Source organism: Streptomyces sp. NPDC018610, from assembly GCF_044391765.1.
Classification (GTDB): domain Bacteria; phylum Actinomycetota; class Actinomycetes; order Streptomycetales; family Streptomycetaceae; genus Streptomyces.
Genome location: NZ_JBISAL010000011.1, coordinates 356,354 through 382,240, shown reverse-complemented (window position 1 = coordinate 382,240; position 25,887 = coordinate 356,354). Strand labels below are relative to the sequence as shown.

Here is a 25,887-nt window from a genome sequence, read left to right as displayed (position 1 = left end):
TGCTGCACGCTGGTCCTCCGGTGCTCGTGCTTCGTGCTTCGTGCCGTCTGCGGGTGCCTTACGCGGCCGCGAGCTTGGCGGCCGAGTCCGCGTCGACGCAGGCCTGGATCACCGCGGCGAGGTCGCCGTCCAGGACCTGGTCCAGGTTGTACGCCTTGAAGCCGACGCGGTGGTCGGAGATGCGGTTCTCCGGGAAGTTGTAGGTACGGATCTTCTCGGAGCGGTCGACGGTGCGGACCTGGCTGCGGCGGGCGTCCGCGGCCTCCCTCTCCGCCTCCTCCTGCGCGGCCGCGAGCAGCCTGGAGCGCAGGATACGCATCGCCTGCTCCTTGTTCTGCAGCTGGCTCTTCTCGTTCTGGCAGGAGGCGACGACCCCGGTGGGCAGGTGCGTGATGCGCACCGCGGAGTCGGTGGTGTTGACGGACTGGCCGCCGGGCCCGGAGGAGCGGTAGACGTCGATGCGCAGGTCGTTCGGATTGATCTCGACGTCGACCTCCTCGGCCTCGGGGGTCACCAGGACGCCCGCGGCGGAGGTGTGGATACGGCCCTGGGACTCGGTGGCCGGCACGCGCTGCACGCGGTGCACGCCGCCCTCGTACTTCAGCCGGGCCCACACGCCCTGGCCGGGCTCGGTGGCGCCCTGGCCGCCCTTGGTCTTCACCGCGACCTGGACGTCCTTGTAGCCGCCGAGCTCGGACTCGGTGGCGTCGATGATCTCGGTCTTCCAGCCGACGCGCTCGGCGTAGCGCAGGTACATGCGCAGCAGGTCGCCGGCGAACAGCGCCGACTCGTCGCCGCCCGCGCCCGCCTTGATCTCCAGGATGACGTCCTTGTCGTCGCTGGGGTCGCGCGGGACGAGCAGCAGGCGCAGCTTCTCGGTGAGCTCCTCGCGCTGCTTGTCCAGCACCTTGACCTCGGCGGCGAAGTCCGGATCATCGGCGGCCAGTTCGCGCGCGGTCTCGATGTCGTCGCCCGTCTGCTTCCAGGAGCGGTACGTGGCGACGATCGGGGTGAGCTCGGCGTATCGCTTGTTCAGCTTGCGCGCGTTGGCCTGGTCGGAGTGGACCGACGGGTCGGCGAGCTTCTTCTCCAGGTCGGCGTGCTCGGCGACGAGCTCCTCGACGGCCTCGAACATCTTTCGGCTCCTGTACTGCCTGTACTGCTGGTAAGGGGAAGGCGAGCGACCAAAAACGCCGGTCCCGGCCCGCCCCGCGAGGGGGCAGGGCCGTGGACCGGCGAAGAGGGGCTCGCTACTTCTTGGAGCCGGCGGCAGCCTTGCCGAAGCGGGCCTCGAAGCGGGCCACACGGCCACCGGTGTCGAGGATCTTCTGCTTGCCCGTGTAGAACGGGTGGCACTCGGAGCAGACCTCGGCCCGGATGGTGCCGGACTCGATGGTGCTGCGGGTGGTGAACGACGCGCCACAGGTGCAGCTGACCTGCGTCTCGACGTACTCGGGGTGGATCTCGCGCTTCAAGGTGTCTCCTAGGTTCCGGGAGGGCGCCGGGTCGCCGTCCGCGGGATGCGGGAGCGTGAACCGGGGCCGACGTACCAGTCTGCCAGGACTGGCGCCATCCCCCAAAACCGGGGGGCGGTCCGAGGTATTCCCGAGGCCCGCCCACGGCCGGCCGCGCGGGGCGTCGCGGCCCGCGCCGACGGCCGGCCGCCGGCGCGGGGACGACGGTTCAGGCGGAGCTCACGACGTTCTTGGCCTCGCCGGTGGCGGTGCCCTCGGTGGCGCTCGACGGGATCGGCCGGTCGTTCTTCAGCGCGTTCCACACCAGTTTCGCCTTGGCCTCGTCGATGACGACCCGGTTGGCGTCGGCGGTGTCGTACTGCACCGGCATGGTGATCATGTGCATCTGGCCGGCGCCGATGCCCTTGAGGCCGTCGGCGAAGGAGATCAGCGAGTTCACCGAGCCGATCTCGGAGTCGGTGGTGACGGCCTTGGTGGCGGTGTCGGCGAGGTCGTAGAGCTTCTTCGGGTTGCCGAACAGGTCGACCTGCTTGACCTGGGTGAGCAGGGCCTTGACGAAGGCCTGCTGGAGCTGGATGCGGCCCAGGTCGGAGCCGTCGCCGACGCCGTGCCGGGTGCGGACCAGGCCGAGGGCCTGCCGTCCGTCGAGGGTGTGGGCGCCGGCGGTGAGGTCCAGGTGGCTGTTGGGGTCGTGGATGGCCTTGGTGGTGGTGACCTGGACCCCGCCGAGGTCGTCTATGAGCTTCTGGAAGCCGCTGAAGTCGACCTCCAGGTAGTGGTCCATGCGCAGCCCGGTGAGCGACTCCACGGTCTTCACGGCGCAGGCCGCGCCGCCGGTGCCGTAGGACTCGTTGAACATCACGCCGTGCGCGGCCCGGTGGGCGTCGCCCTTGGCGTCGGTGCACTCGGGGCGGTCGACGAGGGTGTCGCGGGGTATGGAGACCACGCTCGCCTTCTTGTGGCCCTCGTACACGTGCACGATCATCGCCGTGTCGGAGCGGGCGCTGCCGTCGTCGGTGCCGCCGCCCAGCTTCTTGTTGCCGCCGGCGCGGGTGTCGGAGCCCAGGACGAGGATGTTCTCGGAGCCGTTGTCGGCCTTGGTGGGCCGGTCGGTGCCGAGGGCCTGGTTGATGTCGACCGTCTTGAGGTTGTCGTTGAGCTTGAAGTACAGGTAGCCGGCGCCCGTGCCGCCGAGCACCACGATCCCCGCCGCGGTCCACGCGGTGGCCGTCAGCGCCCGGTGCCGTCCCGTGGGGGGCTTGCGGCGGCGGCCCTTGGCGGCGGCCTGTCGTCTGCTGCTCGTGGAGCCGGTCTCCCCCGGTATGGCCGGGTCCGGCGTGCTCTCGGCGGACATGCGCTCCTCAGCTCTCGTATCCGGTCGGTTACCCCCTGTGTGCGGGGTCGGGCTCCGGTGTGTCCGTCCTCGTTCGCGAGTACCCCCGAGCCTCGCACTTCGCTCGCGGGGGAAGTCCGGAGAAGTCCCCCGGGCACCGCTTAGTCGCTCGCACCTTCAGACGGCACAACGGGCCAAAGGGTTGCACAGGGTCCTGTGCTCCCGGCACTCCGATCGCTGTGTCAAACCTCTCGGACACGGAAAAGGGCCGCCCCCGTCACAAGGACGGGGGCGGCCCAACCGGTCGAGTGCGCGCACTGCTCGTCAGAGGCGCGAGGAGCCGTGCGACCAGCCACGACTCACCCGCACCCGACGAGCGGCCGGCGGCCGCACGGCCACCGGGCGGGACGACTAGTCGCCGTTGCCCGGCGTCGGCGTCGTCTTCTGGATCTGCATCAGGAACTCGACGTTCGACTTCGTCTGCTTCATCTTGTCGAGCAGCAGCTCGATGGCCTGCTGCTGGTCGAGCGCGTGCAGCACCCGCCGCAGCTTCCAGACGACCGCCAGCTCCTCCGCGCCGAGCAGGATCTCTTCCTTACGGGTACCGGACGCGTCCACGTCCACCGCCGGGAAGATGCGCTTGTCGGCGAGCTTGCGGTCGAGCTTGAGCTCCATGTTGCCGGTGCCCTTGAACTCCTCGAAGATCACCTCGTCCATGCGGGACCCGGTGTCCACCAGGGCGGTGGCGAGGATGGTCAGCGAACCGCCGTCCTCGATGTTGCGGGCCGCACCGAAGAAGCGCTTCGGCGGGTACAGGGCCGTGGAGTCGACACCACCGGACAGGATGCGGCCGGAGGCCGGGGCGGCGAGGTTGTACGCGCGGCCCAGACGGGTGATCGAGTCCAGCAGGACGACCACGTCGTGACCCAGCTCCACCAGGCGCTTGGCGCGCTCGATGGCCAGCTCGGCGACGGTGGTGTGGTCCTCGGCCGGGCGGTCGAAGGTCGAGGAGATGACCTCGCCCTTGACTGACCGCTGCATGTCGGTGACCTCTTCCGGACGCTCGTCGACCAGGACGACCATCAGGTGGCACTCGGGGTTGTTGTGCGTGATCGCGTTGGCGATCGCCTGCATGATCATGGTCTTGCCGGTCTTCGGCGGGGCCACGATCAGACCGCGCTGGCCCTTGCCGATGGGCGAGACCAGGTCGATGATGCGGGTCGTCAGCACGCCCGGGTCGGTCTCCAGACGGAGCCGGTCCTGCGGGTACAGCGGGGTGAGCTTGTTGAACTCCGGCCGCCCGCGGCCGTGTTCGGGCGCCATGCCGTTGACGGAGTCGAGGCGGACCAGCGCGTTGAACTTCTCGCGGCGCTCGCCCTCCTTCGGCTGTCGGACCGCACCGGTGATGTGGTCGCCCTTGCGCAGGCCGTTCTTGCGGACCTGGGCGAGGGAGACGTACACGTCGTTCGGACCGGGCAGGTAGCCGGAGGTCCGGATGAAGGCGTAGTTGTCGAGGATGTCCAGGATGCCCGCGACCGGGATCAGGACGTCGTCCTCGGCGATCTGCGGCTCCTGCACGTCGTCGCGGCCACGGCGGCCACGGCGGTCGCGGTAGCGGCCGCGACGGCCACGGCGTCCGCCGTCGAAGTCGTCGTCGTCCTGCGGGCCGTTGTTGCGGTCCTGGCGGTCCTGACGGCCGCCGCCCTGCTGCTGGCCCTGCTGCTGACGCCGGCCGTCCTGGCCGCCGCCCTGCTGGTCGTCGCCCTTGCGGCGGTCGCCGCGGTCACGGTCGCCGCGGTCACGGTCACGGTCGCGGTCCCGGCCGCGCTCGCGGCGGTCGCGACGGCGGCCCTCGCCGCCGTCGGCGTCGCCCTTGGCGTCGCCCTGCTGCGCCGGAGCGGCGGCCTCGGCCTTCGGCTCGCTCTTCGCCTCGGCGGCGACGGTCTCGGCGGCGGCCGGGCTGCCCGCGTCGGCGGTGGCACGACGGCGGCGGCGCTCGACGGGAGCGTCCTCTGCCCCACGCTCGGCCTCGCTCGCGCGGGCGACGCTCCCAGCGGGCTGGCCGGGGATCTCGATCTGCTGCTGGGCCACGGCCTTCTCGGCGGCGGGGGCCTCGGCCGTCTTCTTGGCCGCGGCCTCCTCGCCCGTGCGGGTACGGGAGGTGGTGCGGCGCTTCGGCTTGGCCTCGGCGTCGCCGGCGGCGGTCTTCGCGGGGGCCGCGCCCCCTCCGGCCTGCGCCTCCTTGATGACCTCGATCAGCTGGCTCTTGCGCATCCGCGCGGTGCCCCTGATGCCGAGGCCGGACGCGACCTGCTGCAGCTCGGCCAGCACCATGCCCTCGAGGCCGGTACCACGGCGCCGCCGGGAGCCGGCACCGGTGGCAGGCGCGGAGGCGTCCGTGGCGGGCGCGGCAGCGGTCTCCTCGACACGTGCGCCCATCAGATCGGTGGTGTCGCTCACGAAGGGTCCTTCCCTGGAGCGGACGTCGGCCTTCTGGCTCGGCGACCGGTTGTGCTGTCCGGCTTTCGGTCCTTGCTGTGGACCGTGCCGGGGCGGTGGTCCGCCAACGCGGCGGAAGAGATATCTGGTGATCGGCGCTTCCCGACGATCCACATGGCACCGAGTGTCACGTGGCGTGGTAGCACCGGTTCCGGAGCGTGCCCTGTCGACCGCTCAGCGTCCGCGTGCGACGTACTGCCCCGATACGGCGTACGGAACACAGAGCGACTTGGGGAGCTCCCGGAAGAATGTTGGTCCCGGACGGGGACACGAAGCACCTCGCCATGGTGGGGTCGGGTGCAGACTTGAGATTAACACTACCGGATCCAACAAACATTCCCCCTCTCGAAATCCGGCAATCGCGTGTCAGCCCGACAGCGGGAGCACGCTCGCGCCGCGCGGGTCCAGGCTCAGCCGGTTGGCGGCCCACTCGGGACCGGCCAGCCGCTCCACCTTGTCGGCGCTGTCCGCGTCGGCCAGCGCCATGACCGTGGGGCCGGCGCCGGAGATGACGGCGGGGATCCCGTCCCCCCGCAGCCGCTCCACCAGCGCCGCGCTCTCCGGCATGGCCGGGGCGCGGTACTCCTGGTGGAGACGGTCCTCGGTGGCGGGCAGCAGCAGCTCGGGGCGCCGGGTGAGGGCCTCGACGAGCAGCGCGGCACGGCCCGCGTTGACGGCCGCGTCGACGTGCGGCACGGTGCGCGGCAGCAGTCCGCGCGCGGTCTCGGTCAGTACCGGCTTCCCGGGCACGAAAACCACCGGAACGATGGAATCGGAGGGCTCCATCCTGATCGCGCGGGCGGAGCCGCCCTCCATCCAGGACAGGGTGAACCCGCCGAGCAGACAGGCCGCGACGTTGTCCGGGTGGCCCTCGATCTCGGTGGCCAGCTCCAGCAGCGCGGCCTCGTCGAGCCGGGCCTCGCCGCCTATGGTCACGGCGCGGGCGGCGACGATGCCGGCGCAGATGGCGGCGGAGGACGAACCGAGGCCGCGGCCGTGCGGGATGCGGTTGGCGCAGACGATCTCCAGGCCGCGCGGCTGCCCGCCGAGCACGTCGAAGGCGGTGCGCAGCGACCGTACGAGCAGGTGCTTCTCGTCGCGCGGCAGGGTCTCGCTGCCCTCGCCCGCGATGTCGATGTGAAGCCCGGAGTCGGCCACCCGGACGACCACGTCGTCGTAGAGCCCCAGCGCGAGGCCGAAGGCGTCGAAGCCCGGCCCGAGGTTGGCGCTGGTGGCGGGGACGCGCACCCGGACGGCGGCGGCGCGGAACGCTGGACCGGCCATCGCTCGTTGACTCTCCTTGAACTGCGGGGTGGTCGAATGACTTTCGACGGGGCATCCGACGGACATTCGACCGACGTTCGGCTGACGTTCGACAGGGACGTGAGGACCCTGGGGCCGCGACCGCGGGGACGGCGCGGTGCCGCACGCTATGCGGGGGCATATGCGGCGGGCGGGTTCCAGTACAGCCTATCGAAGGAAGGTTCTGTGGCGACATAGGGCGCACGGGAGGCGCACGATGCGTGTCGCATGCCCCCTGTGCACCCTCGTACGGCGTCCCTGGAGGGGAGGTCAGCGAGGGTGGCGGGGGTGCACGGCGCGGTTCGGTCGGGCGCCGTCGCGCCTGGGATGCGTGAGGGGTCGGGGCCGTGGTGGTGCGTGCAGCCCGCCGCACACGGACATACGGCCCTGAGTCTCATGCGCCGAGGTCAGGAGGGACCGCAGCACGCGGCGCACGCACCGCCACGGCCCGCTCCCGTCCGTCCGGCGGCTGCGGGCCGGTTGTGCGGGGGTGTGGGTGCGGACCGTGGTTCGGCGGGCGGCACGGAGTGCACCGCGCACCGTCCGCACGAGTGCGCCGGACGGAGCCCTGCCGCCGCGTGCGGCGGACACGGGGCCGACGGCTCCGGGTGGCGGGCCCGATGGGCGGGCCGCCCGGAGCCGTCGGGCCGGGTCAGGCCAGTCCCAGCCGTTCCGCCGCCGTGGCCGCGTCGACCGGGACGGTGACCGGCTGCGGGGCGCCGGCGACGGCCCAGTCGGGGTCCTTGAGGCCGTTGCCCGTGACGGTGCACACGATCCGCTGGCCCGGGTCGACCTTGCCCTGCTCGGCGGCCTTCAGCAGGCCGGCGACGGACGCTGCCGACGCGGGCTCCACGAAGACGCCCTCCTGCGCGGCCAACAGCCGGTACGCGCGCAGGATCTCACGGTCCGTCACCTCGTCGATGGCGCCGCCGGACTCGTCGCGCGCGGCGAGCGCGTACGTCCACGAGGCCGGGTTGCCGATGCGGATGGCGGTGGCGATGGTCGAGGGGTCCTTGACGACCTCGCCGCGCACGATCGGGGCGCTGCCGGCGGCCTGGAAGCCCCACATGCGGGGGGTCTTCGTGGCGATGCCGTCGGCGGCGTACTCCCGATAGCCCTTCCAGTACGCGGTGATGTTGCCCGCGTTGCCGACCGGGAGGACGTGTATGTCGGGCGCGTCGCCGAGCATGTCGACGATTTCGAAGGCGGCCGTCTTCTGGCCCTCGATGCGCACCGGGTTGACCGAATTGACCAGCGCCACGGGGTAGTTGTCGCTGAGCGAGCGAGCGAGGGTCAGGCAGTCGTCGAAGTTGCCGTCGACCTGGAGGATCTTCGCGCCGTGCACGAGGGCCTGGCCCATCTTGCCGAGCGCGATCTTGCCCTGCGGCACGAGCACGGCGGACACCATCTGGGCCCGTACGGCGTAGGCGGCGGCGGAGGCGGAGGTGTTGCCGGTGGAGGCGCAGATGACCGCCTTGGCGCCCTCCTCCTTCGCCTTGCTGATCGCCATCGTCATGCCGCGGTCCTTGAAGGACCCGGTCGGGTTCGCGCCCTCGACCTTGAGGTGGACCTCGCAGCCGGTGCGCTCGGAGAGCACCTGCGCGGGGACGAGGGGCGTACCGCCCTCGCGGAGCGTCACGACCGGCGTGCTGTCGGACACCGGCAGCCGGTCCCGGTACTCCTCGATGATTCCGCGCCACTGGTGGGTCATTGCTGGTTACTCTCCTTCAACCCGCATGATGCTGGCGACGCCCCGCACGGTGTCGAGGCTGCGCAGCGCCTCGACGGTGCCGGTGAGGGCGGCGTCGGACGCTCGGTGGGTGACGACGACGAGGGAGGCCTCGCCGTCCTTGCCCTGCTGGCGAACTGTGTCGATGGACACGCCGTGCTCGGCGAACACGGTGGCGACCTGGGCGAGGACGCCCGGTTTGTCGGCGACGTCCAGGCTGATGTGGTAGCGCGTGACGACGTCGCCCATGGGTGAGACGGGCAGTGCGGCGTACGCCGACTCGCCGGGCCCGGTGGTTTTGCTGAGCCGGTTGCGGCAGACGGCGACCAGGTCGCCGAGGACGGCGGAGGCGGTGGGCGCGCCGCCGGCGCCGGGCCCGTAGAACATCAGCTGGCCGGCGGCCTCGGACTCGACGAAGACGGCGTTGTACGCGCCGCGCACCGAGGCCAGGGGATGGCTGAGCGGGATCATCGCGGGGTGCACGCGCGCGGTGACGGAGGCGCCGTCGGCGGCCCGCTCGCAGATGGCGAGCAGCTTGATGGTGCAGCCCATCTCCTTGGCGGAGGCGAAGTCGGCGGCGGTGACCTCGGTCATGCCCTCGCGGTACACGTCGTCGAGGCGTACGCGGGTGTGGAAGGCGATCCCGGCGAGGATGGCGGCCTTGGCGGCGGCGTCGAACGCCTCGACGTCGGCGGTCGGGTCGGCCTCGGCGTATCCGAGGGCGGTCGCCTCGTCCAGGGCCTCCTGGTAGCCGGCCCCCGTCGAGTCCATCTTGTCGAGGATGAAGTTGGTCGTGCCGTTGACGATGCCGAGCACGCGGTTGACCTTGTCGCCGGCGAGGGACTCGCGCAGCGGCCGGATCAGCGGGATCGCGCCGGCGACGGCGGCCTCGTAGTACAGGTCGCGGCCGTGCTCCTCGGCGGCGGCGTGCAGGGCGGCGCCGTCCTGGGCGAGGAGCGCCTTGTTGGCGGAGACCACGGAGGCGCCGTGCTCGAAGGCGGTGGTGATGAGCGTCCGGGCGGGCTCGATCCCGCCGATGACCTCGACGACGACGTCGATGTCGCCGCGTTTGACGAGGGCGGTGGCGTCGGTGGTGACGAGGTCGGGCGAGATGCCCTCGCGGACCTTGGAGGGCCGGCGGACGGCGACCCCGGCGAGCTCCACCGGGGCCCCGATCCGGGCGGCGAGATCGTCGGCGTGCGTCGTCATGATGCGCGCCACCTCTGAGCCGACGACCCCACAGCCCAGCAGCGCCACCTTCAGCGGACGCGTACGCATCATCCGACCTCGTTTCCTCATACCGTCTACGGTTCGACCAGTCTCACGCACCGGACCGGAGTTTCTGTCATTTGTCCGGATCGTGAGACGTTTATTTCATTTTCGCCGGGCCGGAAGACGAAGATCTTCCGGCGCCACGACGTCTCGCGCGTGCACGTCCTGCGTGTCCACGTCTTGTGCGTCCACGTCCGGCGTGTCCACGTCCGGCGTGTCCACGCCTTCCGCGCCCCTCATCCGACGTCGAGGCGGAGGAGGTCGTCCTCCGTCTCCCGCCGGACGATGACCCGGGCCTCGCCATCGGTGACGGCGACGACCGGCGGGCGCAGCGCGTGGTTGTAGTTGCTCGCCATGGAACGGCAGTACGCGCCGGTCGCGGGCACGGCGACGAGGTCGCCGGGAGCGAGGTCGGCGGGCAGGAAGGCGTCCTTCACGACGATGTCGCCGCTCTCGCAGTGCTTGCCGACGACACGGACGAGCATGGGCTCGGCGTCGGAGGCGCGGGAGACGAGCGCGACGCTGTACTCGGCGTCGTAGAGCGCGGTGCGGATGTTGTCCGACATGCCGCCGTCGACGGAGACGTAGGTGCGCAGCCCTTCCAGCGGCTTGACGGTCCCGACCTCGTAGAGCGTGAAGGCGGTCGGCCCGACGATCGCGCGCCCGGGCTCCACGGAGATCCGGGGGGTGCGCAGCCGGGCGGCCTCGCACTCGCGCGTGACGATCTCGGTGAGCGCCTTGGCGATCTCGTGCGGCTCGCGCGGGTCGTCGGCGCTGGTGTACGCGATCCCGAGCCCGCCGCCGAGGTCGATCTCGGGCAGCTCGACGCCGTGCTCGTCCCGGATGTCCTTCAGCAGCCCCACGACACGGTGGGCGGCGACCTCGAACCCGGACATGTCGAAGATCTGCGAACCGATGTGGGAGTGGATCCCGATCAGCTCCAGACCGTCCAGCCGGAGCGCCCGCCGCACCGCCTCGGCGGCCTGTCCCCCGGCGAGCGGGATCCCGAACTTCTGGTCCTCGTGGGCGGTGGCGATGAACTCGTGCGTGTGCGCCTCGACGCCGACGGTGATGCGGATCTGCACCCGCTGCCGCTTCCCGAGCGACTGCGCGATGTGGGCGACGCGGACGATCTCCTGGAACGAGTCGAGCACGATCCGCCCGACCCCGGCGCCGACGGCGCGCTCGATCTCGGCGGTGGACTTGTTGTTGCCGTGGAAGGCGATCCGGTCGGCGGGCATCCCGGCCGAGAGCGCGGTGGCCAGCTCCGTGCCGGAGCAGACGTCGAGGTTGAGCCCCTCCTCGTCGAGCCACCGGACGACGGCCCGGGACAGGAACGCCTTGCCGGCGTAGAAGACGTCGGCGTCGTGCCCGAAGGCGCCGCGCCAGGCGCGGGCGCGGGCACGGAAGTCGGCCTCGTCGAGGACGTACGCCGGCGTGCCGAACTCCTCGGCGAGCCGGGTGACGGGAATTCCGCCGACGGCCACGACACCGTCCGCGCCCCTCTCGACGGTCTGCGCCCACACCTTGGGGTCGAGGGTGTTGAGGTCGGCGGGCGGGGCGGCGTAATGCCCCTCGGGCAGGACATCGGCGTGACGGGGCCCGGCGGGATGTGCGGAACGGCTCATGTCGGTGTGTCTCTCTGGACTCTCTCAGAGGTGGTCGGGTGCGTCGACGCCGAGCAGGGACAGGCCACCGGCCAGCACCGTCCCGGCGGCTTCGGCGAGGGCGAGCCGGGCACGGTGGGCGGCCGAGGGTTTCTCCTCGCCGAGCGGCAGGACCGTGGCGAGATACGGGAGGGCGGCATCGGCGACGTCGACGAGGTGCCGGGCGAGACGGTCGGGCGCACGGTGCTCGGCGGCCCGGCCGAGGACGCGGGGATGATCGGCGAGAACGGCGAGCAGCGCACGCGCGGCCGGCCCGTCGGTGGGGCCGGGTTCGGGCCCGAAGCCCAGATCGGCGGCGTTGCGCAGCAGCGCCCGGGTGCGGGCGTGGGCGTACCGGACGCGGAAGAGAGGGTTGCTCTCCCGCTGGACGAGGTGCTCACGGCCGATGCGCGGCCGGTCGTGGGGCGCGGGATGCAGCAGGGCCCAACGGGCGGCGTCGCGACCGAGGGCGAGGAGGTCGCCTTCGGCGGAGGCGGGGACGGGAACGGGGCGGATGTCGACGGGGGCGACGGAGTCGACGGGGTCGACGACGTCGCCAGGGAGGTCGCCGAGGGAGCCGCCGGGAACATGGAGACCGCCGGCCTCACCGCTGCCGACGCCGGCTGGACCTTCGAGGAACTCTTCCCACTGTGGCGGGGGCGAGCCGACGCAGCTGATCCGAACGACGGTGGCGGGCCGTACCGCCCGCAGCAGCCGCGCGACGACATCGGCGTGGACGAGCGCGCGGGGTTCGCGGGGGCAGCGAAGGTGCTGCACGCCATGGGAGACACCGGAGCCGCCGTGCCCATACCGCTCCCCACGGCGCAGGATGTCCTCGACGAGACGTTGGGCTCCGGCGTCGGCGTCCGCCTCGCGGAGACTGATGTTGAGGAACCCGGGCCCGGTGACGGCGACGTCACGGATGCCGTCGAGACCGATGAGGTGGGCGCGCAGCAGGTCGGCGACGCGCAGGGCGGGCTGACCGGCGGGCCGGGCGAGCTGGAGGGCGACGTTGGTGGCGTAGTCACCGCACCCGCCGGCCCCGGGCGGAGTCACGACGACCCGCTCCGGCAGAGCCACGCTCAGCTCCCCCACGTCGACAGCGCGACGCACCGCGTGCAGCACGGTGCGGGAGAGCTCGACGGGGGTCACGGGACAAGCGTAGGGGAGGAGGGGGGTGGGTAGGCGAGTTCATTTGGCCGCGGTATCGGGATGTGGACGCCCGGATACCAATACGCAAGATCGGAACGACGCGGCAAGGGCGCCAAAGGGCCCTCGGAAGCGCGGAGAAGGTCCCAGGAAGACACCGCGCACCCATCCCCCCGACCCTCGAACGATCAATCGTCGTGCTCAACGAGAACGCTCAACGGGTGGGCTCAACCACCGGGCCGCCCGGCCCGCCACCCGGCCCCTCCGGGCCCATGCCCGAACCCGCCGTCCCCCGAGGTCCCGGCCTGCCGCCCCCGCCCCTGGACCAACCGCAGCACGGTCCGCACGAGGTCCGCGGGCTCGAAGGGCTTGGCGAGAAAGGCGTCGACCCCGACCTCCACCCCCGCCTCGACCTCGAGTTCACTGCAGGCGCTGACGATGGCGAGGGGAAGATCACGGGTGCGCGGATCGGCACGCAACTGCGCGGCGGTCGAGAGCCCGTCCAGCCGAGGCATGACGACATCGAGGGTGACGACATCGGGCCGCACCTGATGCACCACATCAAGACACTCGGCACCATCGGCCGCGGTCACGACCTCGAGACCCTCAAGCTCGAGGTTGACCCTGATCAGCTGCCGGATGACCTTGTTGTCGTCCACAACAAGCACCCGTCCCGAAGCGCCGGACACAACTCGAGAGTAGGTCCAGACCGGCCACCGCGTCCGTGTTTTCCCTACTTCCACCCCGTCCGAGGGACGGGGGCTTCGCGGGTGGACGCCGGCGGCGGTGCGGGGAGGAGGCCGCCCCTCCGAGGGGGACACGGGGCGCCGCCGGCCCCTCGCACACGGGCCACCCGGGGAAAACGTTCATGACCACCCCACCGGAGCTGGTAGTGTTCTACTCGTCGCCGGGCGCGAGGAACGCACCCGACACGCCCCCGTAGCTCAGGGGATAGAGCAACGGCCTCCGGAGCCGTGTGCGCAGGTTCGAATCCTGCCGGGGGCACCTCGAAGGAGGTGCCTAAAGACCCCGTGACCAGCGGAAACGCTGAGTGCGGGGTCTTTGTGTATGTGCAGTCGTGTGCGGCGCAGAGCGGGCGTATGTCGAGGTCCGTGGACGAGGCGTGGACGGGATCTTGGAGCATCGCTGCAGGTGAGGTCCGGGAAAAGGCGAGGCCGGCACCGGCGCCAGGTGCCGCCGCTTTGATACACGTCATCACGCCACCAGGGCTCCATCGGGCTCCCTCGAGGACTACCGACACCTAGTCGTGGTTGTTGCTGCGGGCCTGGCGGGCCGCCTCCTCGCGCTGCTTCCTGAAGTAGTCGTCCTTTCGCTTGATGGCACGCCGACGCCGCGCCTCCTCTTCCTCCTGCCTCCTTATCTCGCCCTGCTGCTCTTCCTCCTGCCTCCTTGTCTCGCCCTGCTGCTTCTGCGCTGCATCCTTGAACAGCGGGCTCTTCACCAGATCGTTTTTCATCAGTGCCGCCAGTCCCGAGACCACAACCGCACCCGCCAAACCAGTCAGCGCCACCAGCTTCGCGCTCTTCATTCGTTGCTCACCCCTTAGCACTAAGACATCGCCCGCTAGCCGCTGTCCCTCTCAAGCTATCTCCGGCGACCAGGAGTTGAAATACCGCAGGGCGCGTTGCGGGAGCAGGCAGGGGGCCCGCCGGATCGTCGGCGGAGGGACCAGGGGGCCAACGTCACGAGGTGCGTCACCAAGGCCCGCGAGCCCGGCGTCTTCCAAACGAGAGGTCCTGGCCGAGACCACCACATCAGGCGTGGCTCCAAGCCTGACGATGGCGAGCAACGCTGTACACGTGCTCCACCTGGTCGGCCGTGAGAAGGCCTGAGAGCGGACCGAGGGCCGATATCTGGCGCTCCTGGTACACCCGGACATCGAGCTGCGTAGCGGCCACCTTCAGTTCGGTGACACCTACGAAGACCAGCACCGGCTCCACCGGTACCGGAAAGTCACAGTAACGCTCAAGCACTCGGGCGACCCGCTTGGCCTCCGCCCGGCTCTTGCGTGCGTAGGGCGCCGGTTTCCCGTGATCGACTTTCACGGAATCGTCCCCGACCCATACGGCCCGCTTGTCGTGATGCTTCGTATTGATGCTGAACACTCCACCAGGCCCGATCAGTAAGTGATCGATATCCACTTTGTTGGCCAAGGGGATGGAGTGCAGGACGCGCCATCCGTGGCGCCCCAACCGGTTCAACTCGGCTCCCACTCGCCGCTCCCCCGCCAATCCCTTTCGCCAGGAGTCCCATTCCGAGGGGCGCCGCAGAAGCCGTGAGACGACTCGCTCCATCAGCCGCGGGCCGGATTCGTCGAGCAGGTCGCGTAAGGCCCACCCCGGAGGGTTGACGGCCAGGTCGTCACCCGGCGTCAGAGGCGGCAGCACCGGACGCGCCCGAACCTCCGACGCCCTCCCCGGAGGGGCAGGCTCGATGAGGTTCTGTAAGTGCTTCGCGAGCACGGCGATCACGTCGTCACGACACTCGGCCCGCAAAACCGTGATGTCCCCCGTCGTGACGTCCGCCCAACCGACCGCGGTGCCATCAGGCAGGTTGGCGTACAGACGATCACGCCCGTACCGCTTCCAGCGCGTGACGTGCAGTTCCACAAGGCCCCCTGTGCTCCCGCGTTGACGTTGCCGACATGCCAGCAGCAAGCGAGACGAGGCCACAAGACCGCCGGGTACGCCGCTCGACTCAGCCGCCCTTTCCGAACGAGGCATCGGCGCAGGTAGGGCACAAAACGAGGGAGGCCCCAGGCGGCATGCCCGAGGCCTCAGTGTGAGTGCAGGTTGTCTCACTCGTACTCGCGGAGCAGGTCCTCGATGCGACGGTTGGCGACGTCCTGCCGACCGTCGAGGCACTTCGCGTAGCGGGTCAGCAGGACTTCGACGCTGTTGCCGGCGCGCTCAGCAACCTCGGTGGGATCCACTCCCGCATTGAGCCACGTCGACAGCGCCGAGTGCCGGAGGTCGTATGGCCTACTCGCGAGCGGCGAGGCCGCGACAGCCGGCGGAAGCGCCAGGAGCCGAGCCTCCTGCCACACGCGGTAGTAGGTCGAGGACGGGACGACCGAGCCCTTCTCGCTGAAGAAGAGCCGACCGTCCTCCGCCGTGCCGAAAGTGGCCAGGTGCCCGCGCAGCACGGCGACGAGCTGGGGCGGGATAGGCACACGCCGAACGTCTTCAGCCGGTCGATTCTTGAGCCCGCGGTCGTCGTGGGTCTCCCCCGAGTCCGTCCACTGCTTGCCGACCGAAGGACGGGTCCGGTGGAGCAGCGCCGATCCCCAGCCCTGCTCAGGGAGGGCAAGGTCAGTCTCGACCAGGCCGACCGCCTCAGCGGGCCGGAGGCCACCGAAGTACATCGCCGCGAACAGCCCGACGAGACGCCGGCCGCGAGCACGCCGGTATCCGCCCACGTAGCACACTGCCGCCAGGAGATTGCGTGCCTGCTCCGGGTTGGCCACAACGCGCGGGTCGACCTGGTTCGAGACCTTGGGCTTCTGCCAGCGAACAGCGGTGATCGGATTCTCCCGCAGCTCCCCCAGGTCGACCGCGTAGTTCGCAGCGTTGACGAGGGTCCGCCGCTTCCGCCGCACGGTCTCGGCAGCTGCCGCGGTGCCGTCGAGCTTGAGCTTCAGCCCGTCGAGCACCGCACGAGCCGTTGCCGGTTCAGCGAGGTCCGCGAGCGGCCGGGAAGCCTTCGCCACCCAGTGCAGAACGTTCCGGACGTCGTCCGGGACTTCCCGGTCGTCGGGCCCTGGCAGCACGAAGGCCCAGTTGCGTAGTGCCTTACGGATCTCCTCGTCGGATGGTCGCCCTGCGCGCTCCGCCAGCAGTTCCATGGTCACGCTGGTCAGAGATTCGTTGATTCCGTCTCGCGTATTGGGTGCAGCGTGCGGCCACTTCATTGCGAGATACCTGAGGGCGAAGCCGTACCAGGACAACGGCGACTTCTTCTCTTCCATCGAGGCCGGAAGACCAGTCTCCGTGTCGAACTCTTCGCCGCCCCGCATCGCACTCATGAGCTTCGCTCGGTAGTGATCAGCGAGCGCCTTGGTACGGAACGAGTCAGAGAAGACGTTGCCCGCGACGGACCAGCGGACGCCGTACGAGGGCGTCTTGGTGTCCCGCTTGCGTACGCTCCAGACCTTGACGTCGAGAGACTTCATGCCGCCTCCTCCAATTGCCGGAGCCACGAGGTGAAATCACTGCGCCAGACCCGTAGCTCGCCGTTGGGGAGCTTGAATGCGGCCGGCCCCTGTCCCAGCTCGCGCCAGCGGTAGAACGTCCGTCGAGAAACGCCGCCCAGCTCGTCCAGGACTTGGCGCACAGTCATCAGTTCGTCGCGGCGGGCGTCCATGTCGGCTCTCCTTCCGTTCCGGGAGCGGGTTCGAGGGATGCGGCGAGCCAGGCTTCGGCGCGGGACAGGCCGGTACCGGCGAAGACCCAGTGCGCGAGGACGAGCGTGGTTTCGCCGTCCTGCGGGACGGGCGGAGCCGCTTGGGCTCGGCGCCAGTCGGCGCGCGCGTCGCGGAGGGCGCCGAGGGTCGTGGAGTAGCGGCGGGACTTGGTGGAGAAGTGGCCGCGGAAGCCGAGCATGTGGGCCCAGGCCCGCAGACGGAGGTCTGCCAGTTCGGGGCGTGCGCCCAGGGTCCAGGCGGTGCGGATCATGCGCCGGGCGTGTTCGGTGATCCGCGCTTGCGCCAGCTCAGCGAGGAAGCGCAGCGGCCGGTCAAGAGTGCCGGTCGCCGTCTCGGCGCCTTTGGTGGCGTACTTGGCGACGTACGACGCCACGGCCCGTTCGGTCAGGTCCTGGCCGTCGCCGAAGTCGGCCGAGCGGATCGGGCGGACGTCGAGTTGGCGGCCGAAGACGAAGACGTGCGACCGGCCGTCGACCACCGGGCCGTCGACCCGGGCGGCAGCGGCGGCAGCGCGGATGGCGTCGGTCAGCAGCTCGGCCGCCGCCCAGGCCGGGGGTTCCGTCTCTCCGCCCTCCGGACCGTCGAGGCGGATGACCGCGTGGAAATGGACGGCGCCGCGCTTCTGGTACTCGGCCACCTTCGCGAAGGAGACGCGCGCATGGTCACGGAAGGCCCGTTGGGTCAGGCCGGCACGCTTTGCGACCTCCCGGCGGAGGTAGATCGAGAAGCGCTGCCAGAGGGCACCGGCGTGCGCGTTCCAGAGCACGGCCGCCTCGTAGTCGTAGGCGTCCGGGTTGAGTGGCGTGCCCAGCGCAGGGTCCTGGTCGTCATGGCGGATGCCGCAGCGGCAGGGGCGTCCGCTGGAGGGTCGGTTGTGGACCGGTCCGAAGCTGGGGGCGGTGAAGGTGGCGAAGACGCGCGGGTGGGTGGCGACCCGTTCCGGAGTGCCCTTGCCGCCGCGCAGGCCGGCGGTGATCAGGTGGAAGGTGTCGCGTCGGTAGGTCTCGGCGCACGCCGCGCACCGGGTGGCCCGGCGGTTGTTGCAGCGGACGAGGAGCTGGCCCGCAGGGAGGGCGGCGGAGTCCAGGTGATGCAGGGTGCGGCCGATCTCGCCGGTCGTGGTGTCGATCTCGTATTCCGTGCGGTGGCCGTCGAGGCGTACAGGGCGGGTGCAGCCGCCCAGGCCGGACAGTTGGTGGGCCAGCTCGGGCAAGGTACCCAGCGAGGCCAGCATGGAGAGTTCCGCCAGCGGTGGCGGAGTCTGCCGGGTGATGATGGGAGTTCCTTTCAGCTGTTTCGGCAGTGGGAGGGACGGCCCCGGGGCGGCGGGATGCTTGGCGGCTTGTTGCCGCCCCGGCGGCCGGTCAGCGCTTGCGCGCGCCGCTGACGAGGGAGCGCAGCGCCACAGCGGCGATGGCCAGGGACACGGCCGAGACGGCGACCGCCGCCAGGAGCGCGGTGAGCACGACGCCTACGACGACCACCGCGGCGACCGCGCCCACCCACGGGGCGAGGGTGCGGCCGGCCGAGGGCGCCGGGGCGTGGCTGTGCTGGGTGCTGACGGTGTTCGACGTGGGCAGGGTCGGGATGTCGGGCAGCTTGGGGCGGAGCACGGCGTATCTCCTTGTCAGTGGTGGGTGCCGTTGACGACGTCGACGCCGGAGCGGGTGCCGGAGTCGATGGCCGGCGCGAGGAAGGTCTTCGAGAGCAGGAAGCCGAACAGGGCGATCACGACGACGAGCCAGACGCGGACGCCGAGGAACTTGACCGCGCCCCAGGCGATGAGGCCCAGGACCAGGACGAGCGGCAGTGAGACGGTCACGGGAGCTCCCGGGGAATCAGCGGACGCGGCAGCGGTGGGTACGGGCGGCCAGCTCGGCGGCGGCCCGGCTGTCGTACTCGGCGGCGAAGCCACAGCGCGGAGCGGTGCAGGCCGCGGTGTGCTTCTCGCGGCCCCGGCCGTCGTAGTACGTGGCGACCTGCACGGGGCCGATGCGGACGACGCGGCGAAAGCGCGGGTTCGCGGGCATCAGGGCAGCTCCTTGACGTCCTGGTGGTTCTCGCCGGTGAAGTCGGCGACGTGGTCGAGCAGCCACCGCCGGATCTCCTCGCCCTCGTACTCGTCGGCGGTGAGGATCACGGGTTCGGCGATGAGCATGGCTTCGGTGAGGCGGTTCTGACGGGTCAGCTCGGCTGCGCGGTTGAGCGCGCGGAGCGTGGACGGACGCACGGTGGGATGTCCTCCGGGTCAGGTGAGGTGGTGGGCGGTGATGGCTTCGGCGAGCGGCAGCGGGACACCGAGGCGGGCCCGCAGGGTCGAGGTGTCGATGGCTGTCCCGGTCCGGGCCCGGTGTTCGTCGGCCACCTTGCGAGCGAGAGCGACGAGTGCAGGGGGAACGGGCGCGGGAACGGACGCGGGAACGGAGGCCGTGGACAGCTCGGGAGCCGGGTCTGAAGCCCCGGGAGCGCTGTTGTCCGCCGGGACCGGTTCCGGTGACGGCATGGGGGCCTGTGCGCGTGTGCCGTGAGCGAGCAGGGTTCCGCCGAGGAAGGCGACCGCGGGCCATCCGGCGACGAGGATGCGCAGCCAGGCCGGTACGTCGCCCAGGTCGAGGAGGCCGGCGGTCGCGACGTTCGCACCGAGCGACGCGGTCAGGGAGACGACGAACCAGCACCAGGCGGCCGGCTTCGATCCACCGGAACGGAGCCGATGCCAGGCAGCAACGAGGAGCAGGTCGACGGAGACGGGGTAGGCCCACGCCTTCCACCCGGACTGTCCCGCAGCGGCGGCGAGGTCGTGCAGGTGGGCGAAGGACAGGGCTCCGGCGATGACGGCTTGGACCAGGACCGCGTCCGCGCGGAGAGCGGGCCGAGCCATCAGGACGACTCGCCGGGGTAGTCCGGGCCGCCGTCGGGGTCGTAGCCGGACAGGAAGACGCCGGGTGGCGGCTCTGGAAGGGACACGGCCAGGGACGGAGCCACGGCATCGACGAACTTCTCGTCAGCGCTCGACGTGTCGGCGTAGAGGGCGAGTTGGCCCAGCAAGAAGACGGTTCGGGTGAAGTCCTCGCAGTCAGGGCACATGACGGTGCTTCCTTCCGTTGGGCATGACGGGGTAAGGACTTGGCGCGTGACGGCCGCGCCTGCCGTGGAGGTGGAGGTGTCGTCGTTACTCGGTGACCGGCTGAGGGCAGCGCGGTGTTTCGGCGGACTTCACGGGCGCCACGGGCGGTGTGGAGGGCCGGAAGGGCGAGAGGGCCGGTACGTCGGGGGCGCAGTGGGCCGCAGCACGGCAGGTGGCCGCGGCGTCGGCGAGGGAGAGGTTCGGGGTGCGGATGCGGGACCAGCCGCCCGAGGTGTCGCCGACGACGGCCAGGCCGGGCCGCTCGGAGGCGATCGAGCACGCGGCCCAGACGGCTTCCGGCGAGATGTCCCCGAGTGCCATCTTGGCCGACGCCTCATCGTTGACCCGGTGGCAGACGCGGCCGGTGAGCTGTGCGCGGAGCATGGTCGCGCCCTTGCCCAGCTCGGCGCCGAAGCGCTGTCCGCAGACCTCCAGGTAGATGCCGGCCGCGCGGCCGAGTTGGGCGAGACGGATGAGGTGGGTCACCATCTCGTCGCGCCGTTCCTCTTCCTTCCGCGTGGCGACGAGGAAGAGTTCTGCCACCTCGTCGACGAACAGCACGATGGGCGCCGGGCGGTCGGTGTCCGGCAGTCCCCAGACGTCGGAAGTGATCAGTTCGTCCGGGGTGCCGGGAGCGATGCCCTGCCGGGCCTTGATCAGGTCGTATCGGTCCTCCATTTCCTTCACGAGCACCGGCAGCAGCTCCGCCGCCTGGTCAGGGTCGGTCGCCAGCGCCGACAGCCGGGCCGCGAACGGCGCCAGTTCGACACCGCGCTTGCAGTCGATGCCGACCAGGACGACCGGCTGAGTGGCCAGTCCGGCGAGCAGGTTCCGCAGGTACATGGACTTGCCCGAGAGCGTGGCGCCGAGGACCAGTTCATGCGGTACGGCGCGGTAGTCGCGGACGTACGGAGTCGCGTCCTCCCGCAGTGCCACCGGCACTTGGAGCAGTCCCGGGCCCGTACGGCCGCGGGGCATCCGCACCTTCCGTAGGACGTCGAAGCCGACGAGCCGCAGTTCGACGACTCCGGGCTTGATGTCCCGGACGTGCACGGCGTGGACGCCCCAGGCGTGCCGAAGCCGTTCGGCCGAGGCCGCCACGTCCGCCGGCTCCTGCCCGGGAGCCAGCCGCAGCCGCATGCGCAGGCCGGTCGAGGTGGGCCGGATGAGCCCCCGGCGGGGCGGGACCGGCCGGACCTCCCGCCGGGTGGTGGCCCGGACGGCCAGGGCACGCCAGCGCGGCGGCTCGACGGTCAGGCCGCAGGCGTCCATGGTCGAGGAGTACGAGGCCAGCAGGCGGGCCACCGACAGCGGCAGCCCGACCGTGGACCAGTACGCCGCGGGGTGAGCGTGCCGGACGTAGGCCGCACCGCCTATCGCGGCGAGCGACCCACCCAGCTCGGCCACCGTCCCCAGGTCCGTCACGGCGATCAGCCCGCCTGAGTCATCGGGAAGGCACCGGGGGCAACGGCAGTGGCCCGGTAGGCGATGCCGTGCCGCTGCTGCCCGTTGAACACGCTTTCCCAAGGCCGGGCCACCAACCCCGGCAGGGCGACCGGAGCGCCGACGGTCAGTCCTTCCGATACCCCGCTCTCGGGGACGGTGACCTGGATCAGCGACGACTCGCCCTCGTCGATGTAGACGACGCCGACGGTCATCAGGGCCTCACCACTCACGGCATCCTTGGCGATCTCACCGGTCTGCCGGTCACGCACCTTCGGTGCCGGCGCTTCGGTCAGCAGGATCGTGGCGGTCGAGGCGTCAACGCGGATCACACGCACAGAGATGTCTCCTTCTGAGTCGATCAACTGTCACCTGACAAGTTGACTTAGCAAGTCCGAAGTTAGGGATGCCAAGTTGACTTGTCAAGCTAGTTGCGAGGGCGAGTTGAGGGGACGTCAGGGCAGCTCAGTTCAAGCGGTAGGTGTCTTCCAGTTCCTGCCCATCGGCAGGCAGGAGCACGTCAGAAACCTGGAGTGCCTGGCCGGATGCATCGCAGGCGATGACAAGAACGCTCAGGACGGGGACGCCGTCCGGGAGTCCCAGCAACCCAGCTTCGGCAGCGTCGGGCAGTCTGGCGGACACCCGCTCCGTGACATGGTCGAAGCGAACCTTCTTACGCGTCTCCAGGTGCTCGCGCACACCGGATGCCAACGCGTCACCGCTTGCCAGATCGGTGCCGTCGACCAGGCCGGCGGGGAAGTACGACGAGACCAGCTCGACCACTTCGCCACCCTCCTCGACCAGGAGCCGCCGACGGAGCACCTTGGCGCTTTTGGGCAGCCCGAGAGCTGAGGCCACACGCGGCGGGACCGCCACTTCCCCGACATCGACCAGGCGCCCATGGGTCTGCGACTCGTCACGCGTCAGGGCGTCGAGCCCGCGCCGATCCTTGCTCTCGACGACCGCGGGACGTCCGCGCACGATCGTCCCGTACCCCTGCCGGGACTCCAGCCAGCCGTCCCGCTTCAGCAGCTCCAGCGCTCGCACGACCGTGGGGCGCGACATCCCGAACGCCTGCACCAACTGGTTCTCACTGGGAACCCGCGCGCCAGGCGCGTACGTGCCGTCCTCGATGCGACGTTGGATCGTCTGCGCGAGGCGCACGTACTTGGGTGCCTCCACTTCATACGCCATGAACGCCGCCGCCTGTCGAGAATGGCCAAGTCAACCAGTCAACCAGACTAGCGACTATGCCCGTGCGGCAGTAGAAGGGGGGCAGGGTGGGCTCATGAAGGCCAGGCATCGGCCATCACGAAGGAGACGACCGTTCCCCCGAAGCGGCTCGGTCCGGAGTGCCAGGACTCGGCGATGGAGTCGACCAGGAGCAGACCGCGCCCATGCGCGTCGTCCGCGTCCGGCCGGCGGAGACGCACATTCGCCGGAAATCCGGGGTTGTGCACTTCCACCCGCAGCGAAGTTCCCTCCCGGAACCACTCCACCCGTACGAGCCACTCCTCGTCCGACCGTCCGTAGCAGAGCGCGTTGGTCACCAGCTCCGAGATCATCAGCGTGCAGTCGTCGACCGAGCAGAGCGGGTTGTACGGGGCGATGAACTTGCGGAACCAGCGCCGGGCCCTGGGTACGGACTCCGGCGTCGGCTGCAAGGTCATCGCCCCGAGCCGCGGCGAGTCCTCGCAGGGGTAGAGGTCGATCATGTAGGTCATCCGTGCTCACTCCTTGCCGCTGCCGTCGCAGTCGAGGCAGCGCCGTTTCGATGTGGCACGAGTCCGGTCATCGGCCGTGGCCAGAGCCACCTCCGTGCGCGAACCGACGCGTTTCCAGCCGCGCCCCCGGCATCCCCGGCAAGCTAAGCGCGTGCCCTGATCCGGCCGCTGACTCGTCACGCCGTGCCCCCTTCTCCTCAGTGGCCTTAGCCACTTACTGGATGGTGGCATTAGCCACTTTGACCGCGCAAGCCGTTCGCGCGAAGTGACCTGCAATCAGGTGAGGGGGTACCCCTGCTCGAACGCCCAGCGGCGCGGCGGGTAAGTGGCCTCGGCGAACTCCAGCGGCCGGTCCTGAAGGTCATAGACCACGTGATGGACGACCAACACGGCCGACCCAGCGTCCAGTTGCAGGTCCGAGGCCTCCTCATCGGTGGCGCCCCGGGCGCACATACGGTCCTCGGCGTAACTGCCCTTGCGCCCTGTCATCGTCTCGACATACATCAGGGTCCCCTCCTGGATGCGCTCAGGCTCCATGAGCCTGGGCGCACGCTGACCGACGTCAGGCGCGAACCAGGAAGTGGACAGGGTGATCGGACCGCCCTGATTGTTGGTCACCCGTCGGCGATGCACCGCCCGACGGTCCCTCGTCAGCCCCAGGGCCTCGGCGACGTGATCGGGCGCGTCCAGCCAGCCGGCGGACGTGATGACCGCGTACTCGCCGGGGGTGTAGATCTTCCCGGTCTGGCGAGCGCGGCCGTACAACTCCCGTGCTCGCCGGTTCACTTCGAGACTGCGCACGTAGGTACCCGAGCCCTGGCGCTTCTCGACGAGCCCCTGATGGCTCAACGCCTCCAGCGACCGGGCCGCCGTAGGCCGGGACACCTTCCAGTCGGCAGCCAGCTGCCGTTCCGAGGGAACTTCGTCCCCTGCCCGTAGGTCGCCTCGAAGGATCTGATCGCGGATGTAGTGGGCGATCTGGAGATACTTCGGTTGAGCCTCCTCGATCTGCGGCATGTGCCCTCCTCGTCCAAGTGGCTATGGCCTCTGGCCACTATAGGGTGAGTGGCTAGGCCCCCAACCCGTAATGTTGAGCACATGACGCGGTTGATCGTCGCAGCAGGAGGAGGTGGCGACGCAGTCGCCGCCGCAATGCTTCACGCCGCCCTGTACGGCGACGACGACCAGGCGGTGATCCTCACCTATGCCTGGGACCGTCTCCTGATCGACCCGATCCCGGGCCCGCGAGGAGCGGACAACTTCACGGGGCTCGAGCCGGTCACTCGCTCCGTCTGGTCGGTGCCGACCACGGCCGAGCCGATCGCACCGGCAGGCTCCACACTCCCCCGACTCGCGGCAGAGCTCCCGCACAACGTCGCCCTGCTCGACCCGCACCACGGCGCCGAGGGCATCACACGCCAGCTCGAAGAGCTGATCGACCACCTGGCCCCCGCGTCGATCGATCTGCTGGACGTGGGCGGCGACATCCTCGCCCACGGCGACGAGCCCACGCTCAAGAGCCCGCTCGCCGACGCCCTCACACTCGCCGCCTGCTGCCAGGTCAACGCCCCGATCCGCTTGCTGGTCGCAGGCCCGGGACTGGACGGTGAAGTCCCGCCCGACGACTTGCGCCCCCTCTTCGGGCCCCTCGTCCACAGCTTCACAGCACAGGACGTGGAGTCGGTCGGCAGCGTCCTGGAGTGGCACCCCTCCGAGGCCACAGCGATGCTCGCTGCGACGGCCCGGGGAGCCCGCGGCATCTGCGAGATCCGGGACGCCGGCTTCGCCGTACCCCTCACTGACGAGGGGCCTACGGTCCACGAAGTCGACTTGGACGACGCCATCAGCCGCAACACCCTGGCCCGCGCCATCATGACGACGGCCACCCTGGACGAGACCGAGGCGTACAGTCGCGAGATCTGCGGCTTCTCAGAAATCGACTACGAGCGCAACAAGGCGGCATGGCTCACCGAGCAGCCACCGACGAAGCTCGACCCTGACGACGTGCTGTCCCGGCTCGACCAGTTCCAGCGTGAGGCCCGAGCCCGCGGAGTCACCCACACGACCTTCCGCCACATCACCGAGGCCCTGAACCTCAGCGGCTCTCACCGCGGTGAGCTGCGCCAACTCCTCATCAGGAGCTGCCCAGAACAGTACGCGGCGCCCTTGTGGCGCATCCCTGCCGCCGACTGAGTTACAACCTTCTTTACGGGTTCAAGGCGGCTCGCTCCGCTCACCGCGCGCGGCCCGGCCCCCGGCCGGGCCTGCGCTCCTGTCTCCGCCCCGCTCCAGCCCGGCCGGCGCCCGTGCCGCGCTCAGGCCCCCGGGGGGCGAGCAGTGGACGGTTCGCCCACGCCAGAGCGCGTGACACAGACCAACTCCCTCCGGCGCACATAGGAAGATCCGCACACTGCACGAGCACCTAGACAAGGCGATCTTCGCGGCATACGGATGGGATAGCGGCGCCCTCACTGATGCGGACATCATCCAGCGACTCATTCAGATGAACGCGGATATTAGTGCCGGCAGGCTCCCCTATGATCCGTTTGATTCGGCGCCCGGGAGCACCGTTCGCTTGTTCTGGCTGAGTGATGCGGTTCGAGCAAAGTCAAAAGGGCAAATCTTCATCGCCATGCCATGTGAGCCTTTCTCCAGTGCTCACATGGTTCGCTACGGCGACGTCCCAATCTTCATCAGCCCGGGTTCTGGGCTGACCAAAGAGGAGAGCCGAAATCCAGACTTCCTCG

Annotated in this window: 27 protein-coding genes and 1 tRNA gene; 2 read left to right on the top strand and 26 right to left on the bottom strand. The window is 70.2% G+C overall.

The window, feature by feature from the left end:
- Positions 1-58: 58 nt before the first annotated feature.
- The 10 genes from prfA to ACH5A8_RS28100 form a co-directional block, all read right to left on the bottom strand.
- Positions 59-1,135: a peptide chain release factor 1 gene (prfA, locus tag ACH5A8_RS28145; RefSeq protein WP_399006538.1), complete on the bottom strand. Its 1,077-nt coding sequence runs from the start codon at positions 1,133-1,135 to the stop codon at positions 59-61.
- 115 nt (positions 1,136-1,250) lie between these two features.
- Positions 1,251-1,475: a 50S ribosomal protein L31 gene (gene rpmE / locus ACH5A8_RS28140; RefSeq protein ID WP_009190627.1), complete on the bottom strand. Its 225-nt coding sequence runs from the start codon at positions 1,473-1,475 to the stop codon at positions 1,251-1,253.
- A gap of 208 nt (positions 1,476-1,683) precedes the next feature.
- Positions 1,684-2,829, bottom strand: a complete 1,146-nt coding sequence (locus tag ACH5A8_RS28135; protein ID WP_399006535.1) for an LCP family protein — start codon at positions 2,827-2,829, stop codon at positions 1,684-1,686.
- A gap of 390 nt (positions 2,830-3,219) precedes the next feature.
- Positions 3,220-5,268 carry a transcription termination factor Rho gene (gene rho, locus ACH5A8_RS28130; protein ID WP_399006533.1) on the bottom strand — a complete coding sequence of 683 codons (2,049 nt, stop codon included), beginning with the start codon at positions 5,266-5,268 and terminating at the stop codon, positions 3,220-3,222.
- A gap of 405 nt (positions 5,269-5,673) precedes the next feature.
- Positions 5,674-6,591, bottom strand: a complete 918-nt coding sequence (gene thrB / locus ACH5A8_RS28125) for a homoserine kinase (RefSeq protein ID WP_399006531.1) — start codon at positions 6,589-6,591, stop codon at positions 5,674-5,676.
- 670 nt (positions 6,592-7,261) lie between these two features.
- Positions 7,262-8,320 (bottom strand): threonine synthase, encoded by a 1,059-nt coding sequence (thrC, locus tag ACH5A8_RS28120; RefSeq protein WP_399006529.1) that lies wholly within the window; start codon positions 8,318-8,320, stop codon positions 7,262-7,264.
- A 6-nt stretch (positions 8,321-8,326) separates the two neighbouring features.
- Complete coding sequence (locus ACH5A8_RS28115) at positions 8,327-9,619, bottom strand: homoserine dehydrogenase (RefSeq protein WP_399006527.1); 1,293 nt, start codon at positions 9,617-9,619, stop codon at positions 8,327-8,329.
- A gap of 227 nt (positions 9,620-9,846) precedes the next feature.
- Positions 9,847-11,238, bottom strand: coding sequence for a diaminopimelate decarboxylase (gene lysA, locus ACH5A8_RS28110; RefSeq protein WP_399006525.1), 1,392 nt, complete (start codon positions 11,236-11,238; stop codon positions 9,847-9,849).
- 24 nt (positions 11,239-11,262) lie between these two features.
- Positions 11,263-12,408 carry an ArgS-related anticodon-binding protein NrtL gene (nrtL, locus tag ACH5A8_RS28105; protein WP_399006523.1) on the bottom strand — a complete coding sequence of 382 codons (1,146 nt, stop codon included), beginning with the start codon at positions 12,406-12,408 and terminating at the stop codon, positions 11,263-11,265.
- Between the two features lie 224 nt (positions 12,409-12,632).
- Positions 12,633-13,148 (bottom strand): response regulator, encoded by a 516-nt coding sequence (locus ACH5A8_RS28100; RefSeq protein WP_399006521.1) that lies wholly within the window; start codon positions 13,146-13,148, stop codon positions 12,633-12,635.
- A 190-nt stretch (positions 13,149-13,338) separates the two neighbouring features.
- Here ACH5A8_RS28100 and ACH5A8_RS28095 point away from each other — a divergent pair.
- A tRNA-Arg gene (locus ACH5A8_RS28095) sits at positions 13,339-13,410 on the top strand.
- Positions 13,411-13,666: 256 nt separating this feature from the next.
- Here the strand turns inward: ACH5A8_RS28095 and ACH5A8_RS28090 are convergent.
- The 16 genes from ACH5A8_RS28090 to ACH5A8_RS28015 all read right to left on the bottom strand — a co-directional run bounded on the left by ACH5A8_RS28090 (position 13,667) and on the right by ACH5A8_RS28015 (position 24,157).
- Complete coding sequence (locus tag ACH5A8_RS28090) at positions 13,667-13,954, bottom strand: hypothetical protein (RefSeq protein ID WP_399006519.1); 288 nt, start codon at positions 13,952-13,954, stop codon at positions 13,667-13,669.
- A 226-nt stretch (positions 13,955-14,180) separates the two neighbouring features.
- Positions 14,181-15,035 (bottom strand): nuclease-related domain-containing protein, encoded by an 855-nt coding sequence (locus ACH5A8_RS28085; protein WP_399006517.1) that lies wholly within the window; start codon positions 15,033-15,035, stop codon positions 14,181-14,183.
- 188 nt (positions 15,036-15,223) lie between these two features.
- The gene (locus tag ACH5A8_RS28080) at positions 15,224-16,597 is read right to left on the bottom strand and encodes a tyrosine-type recombinase/integrase (protein WP_399006516.1); all 1,374 of its coding nucleotides are present in this window, start codon (positions 16,595-16,597) and stop codon (positions 15,224-15,226) included.
- Positions 16,594-16,788 carry an AlpA family transcriptional regulator gene (locus ACH5A8_RS28075; RefSeq protein ID WP_285563476.1) on the bottom strand — a complete coding sequence of 65 codons (195 nt, stop codon included), beginning with the start codon at positions 16,786-16,788 and terminating at the stop codon, positions 16,594-16,596. The genes ACH5A8_RS28080 and ACH5A8_RS28075 overlap by 4 nt, the downstream gene beginning before the upstream one ends.
- Positions 16,764-18,083: a replication initiator gene (locus ACH5A8_RS28070; RefSeq protein WP_399006513.1), complete on the bottom strand. Its 1,320-nt coding sequence runs from the start codon at positions 18,081-18,083 to the stop codon at positions 16,764-16,766. Before ACH5A8_RS28070 ends, ACH5A8_RS28075 begins: the two co-directional genes overlap by 25 nt.
- A 130-nt stretch (positions 18,084-18,213) precedes the next feature.
- On the bottom strand, positions 18,214-18,462 hold the full coding sequence (locus ACH5A8_RS28065) for a SpdD protein (RefSeq protein ID WP_399006512.1): 249 nt from the start codon (positions 18,460-18,462) through the stop codon (positions 18,214-18,216).
- 14 nt (positions 18,463-18,476) lie between these two features.
- On the bottom strand, positions 18,477-18,671 hold the full coding sequence (locus tag ACH5A8_RS28060) for a hypothetical protein (RefSeq protein ID WP_399006510.1): 195 nt from the start codon (positions 18,669-18,671) through the stop codon (positions 18,477-18,479).
- Positions 18,672-18,687: 16 nt separating this feature from the next.
- Positions 18,688-18,879, bottom strand: coding sequence for a mobile element transfer protein (locus ACH5A8_RS28055; RefSeq protein WP_399006508.1), 192 nt, complete (start codon positions 18,877-18,879; stop codon positions 18,688-18,690).
- Positions 18,879-19,079, bottom strand: a complete 201-nt coding sequence (locus ACH5A8_RS28050) for a hypothetical protein (RefSeq protein WP_399006506.1) — start codon at positions 19,077-19,079, stop codon at positions 18,879-18,881. The genes ACH5A8_RS28055 and ACH5A8_RS28050 overlap by 1 nt, the downstream gene beginning before the upstream one ends.
- An 18-nt stretch (positions 19,080-19,097) precedes the next feature.
- Complete coding sequence (locus ACH5A8_RS28045; RefSeq protein ID WP_399006504.1) at positions 19,098-19,727, bottom strand: DUF2637 domain-containing protein; 630 nt, start codon at positions 19,725-19,727, stop codon at positions 19,098-19,100.
- On the bottom strand, positions 19,727-19,933 hold the full coding sequence (locus tag ACH5A8_RS28040; RefSeq protein ID WP_399006502.1) for a hypothetical protein: 207 nt from the start codon (positions 19,931-19,933) through the stop codon (positions 19,727-19,729). The genes ACH5A8_RS28045 and ACH5A8_RS28040 overlap by 1 nt, the downstream gene beginning before the upstream one ends.
- 85 nt (positions 19,934-20,018) lie before the next feature.
- A complete protein-coding gene (locus tag ACH5A8_RS28035) occupies positions 20,019-21,398 on the bottom strand; it encodes an FtsK/SpoIIIE domain-containing protein (RefSeq protein WP_399006500.1) in 1,380 nt (459 codons plus the stop codon).
- Between the two features lie 5 nt (positions 21,399-21,403).
- Positions 21,404-21,754, bottom strand: a complete 351-nt coding sequence (locus ACH5A8_RS28030) for a hypothetical protein (RefSeq protein WP_399006498.1) — start codon at positions 21,752-21,754, stop codon at positions 21,404-21,406.
- A 127-nt stretch (positions 21,755-21,881) separates the two neighbouring features.
- The gene (locus ACH5A8_RS28025; RefSeq protein WP_399006496.1) at positions 21,882-22,610 is read right to left on the bottom strand and encodes a GntR family transcriptional regulator; all 729 of its coding nucleotides are present in this window, start codon (positions 22,608-22,610) and stop codon (positions 21,882-21,884) included.
- A gap of 92 nt (positions 22,611-22,702) precedes the next feature.
- Positions 22,703-23,140 (bottom strand): ATP-binding protein, encoded by a 438-nt coding sequence (locus ACH5A8_RS28020; RefSeq protein WP_399006494.1) that lies wholly within the window; start codon positions 23,138-23,140, stop codon positions 22,703-22,705.
- Positions 23,141-23,416: 276 nt separating this feature from the next.
- The gene (locus ACH5A8_RS28015; protein WP_399006492.1) at positions 23,417-24,157 is read right to left on the bottom strand and encodes a GntR family transcriptional regulator; all 741 of its coding nucleotides are present in this window, start codon (positions 24,155-24,157) and stop codon (positions 23,417-23,419) included.
- Positions 24,158-24,238: 81 nt separating this feature from the next.
- Between ACH5A8_RS28015 and ACH5A8_RS28010 the strand changes: the two genes are divergently transcribed.
- Positions 24,239-25,333: a DUF1152 domain-containing protein gene (locus ACH5A8_RS28010; protein ID WP_399006490.1), complete on the top strand. Its 1,095-nt coding sequence runs from the start codon at positions 24,239-24,241 to the stop codon at positions 25,331-25,333.
- Positions 25,334-25,887: the final 554 nt, after the last annotated feature.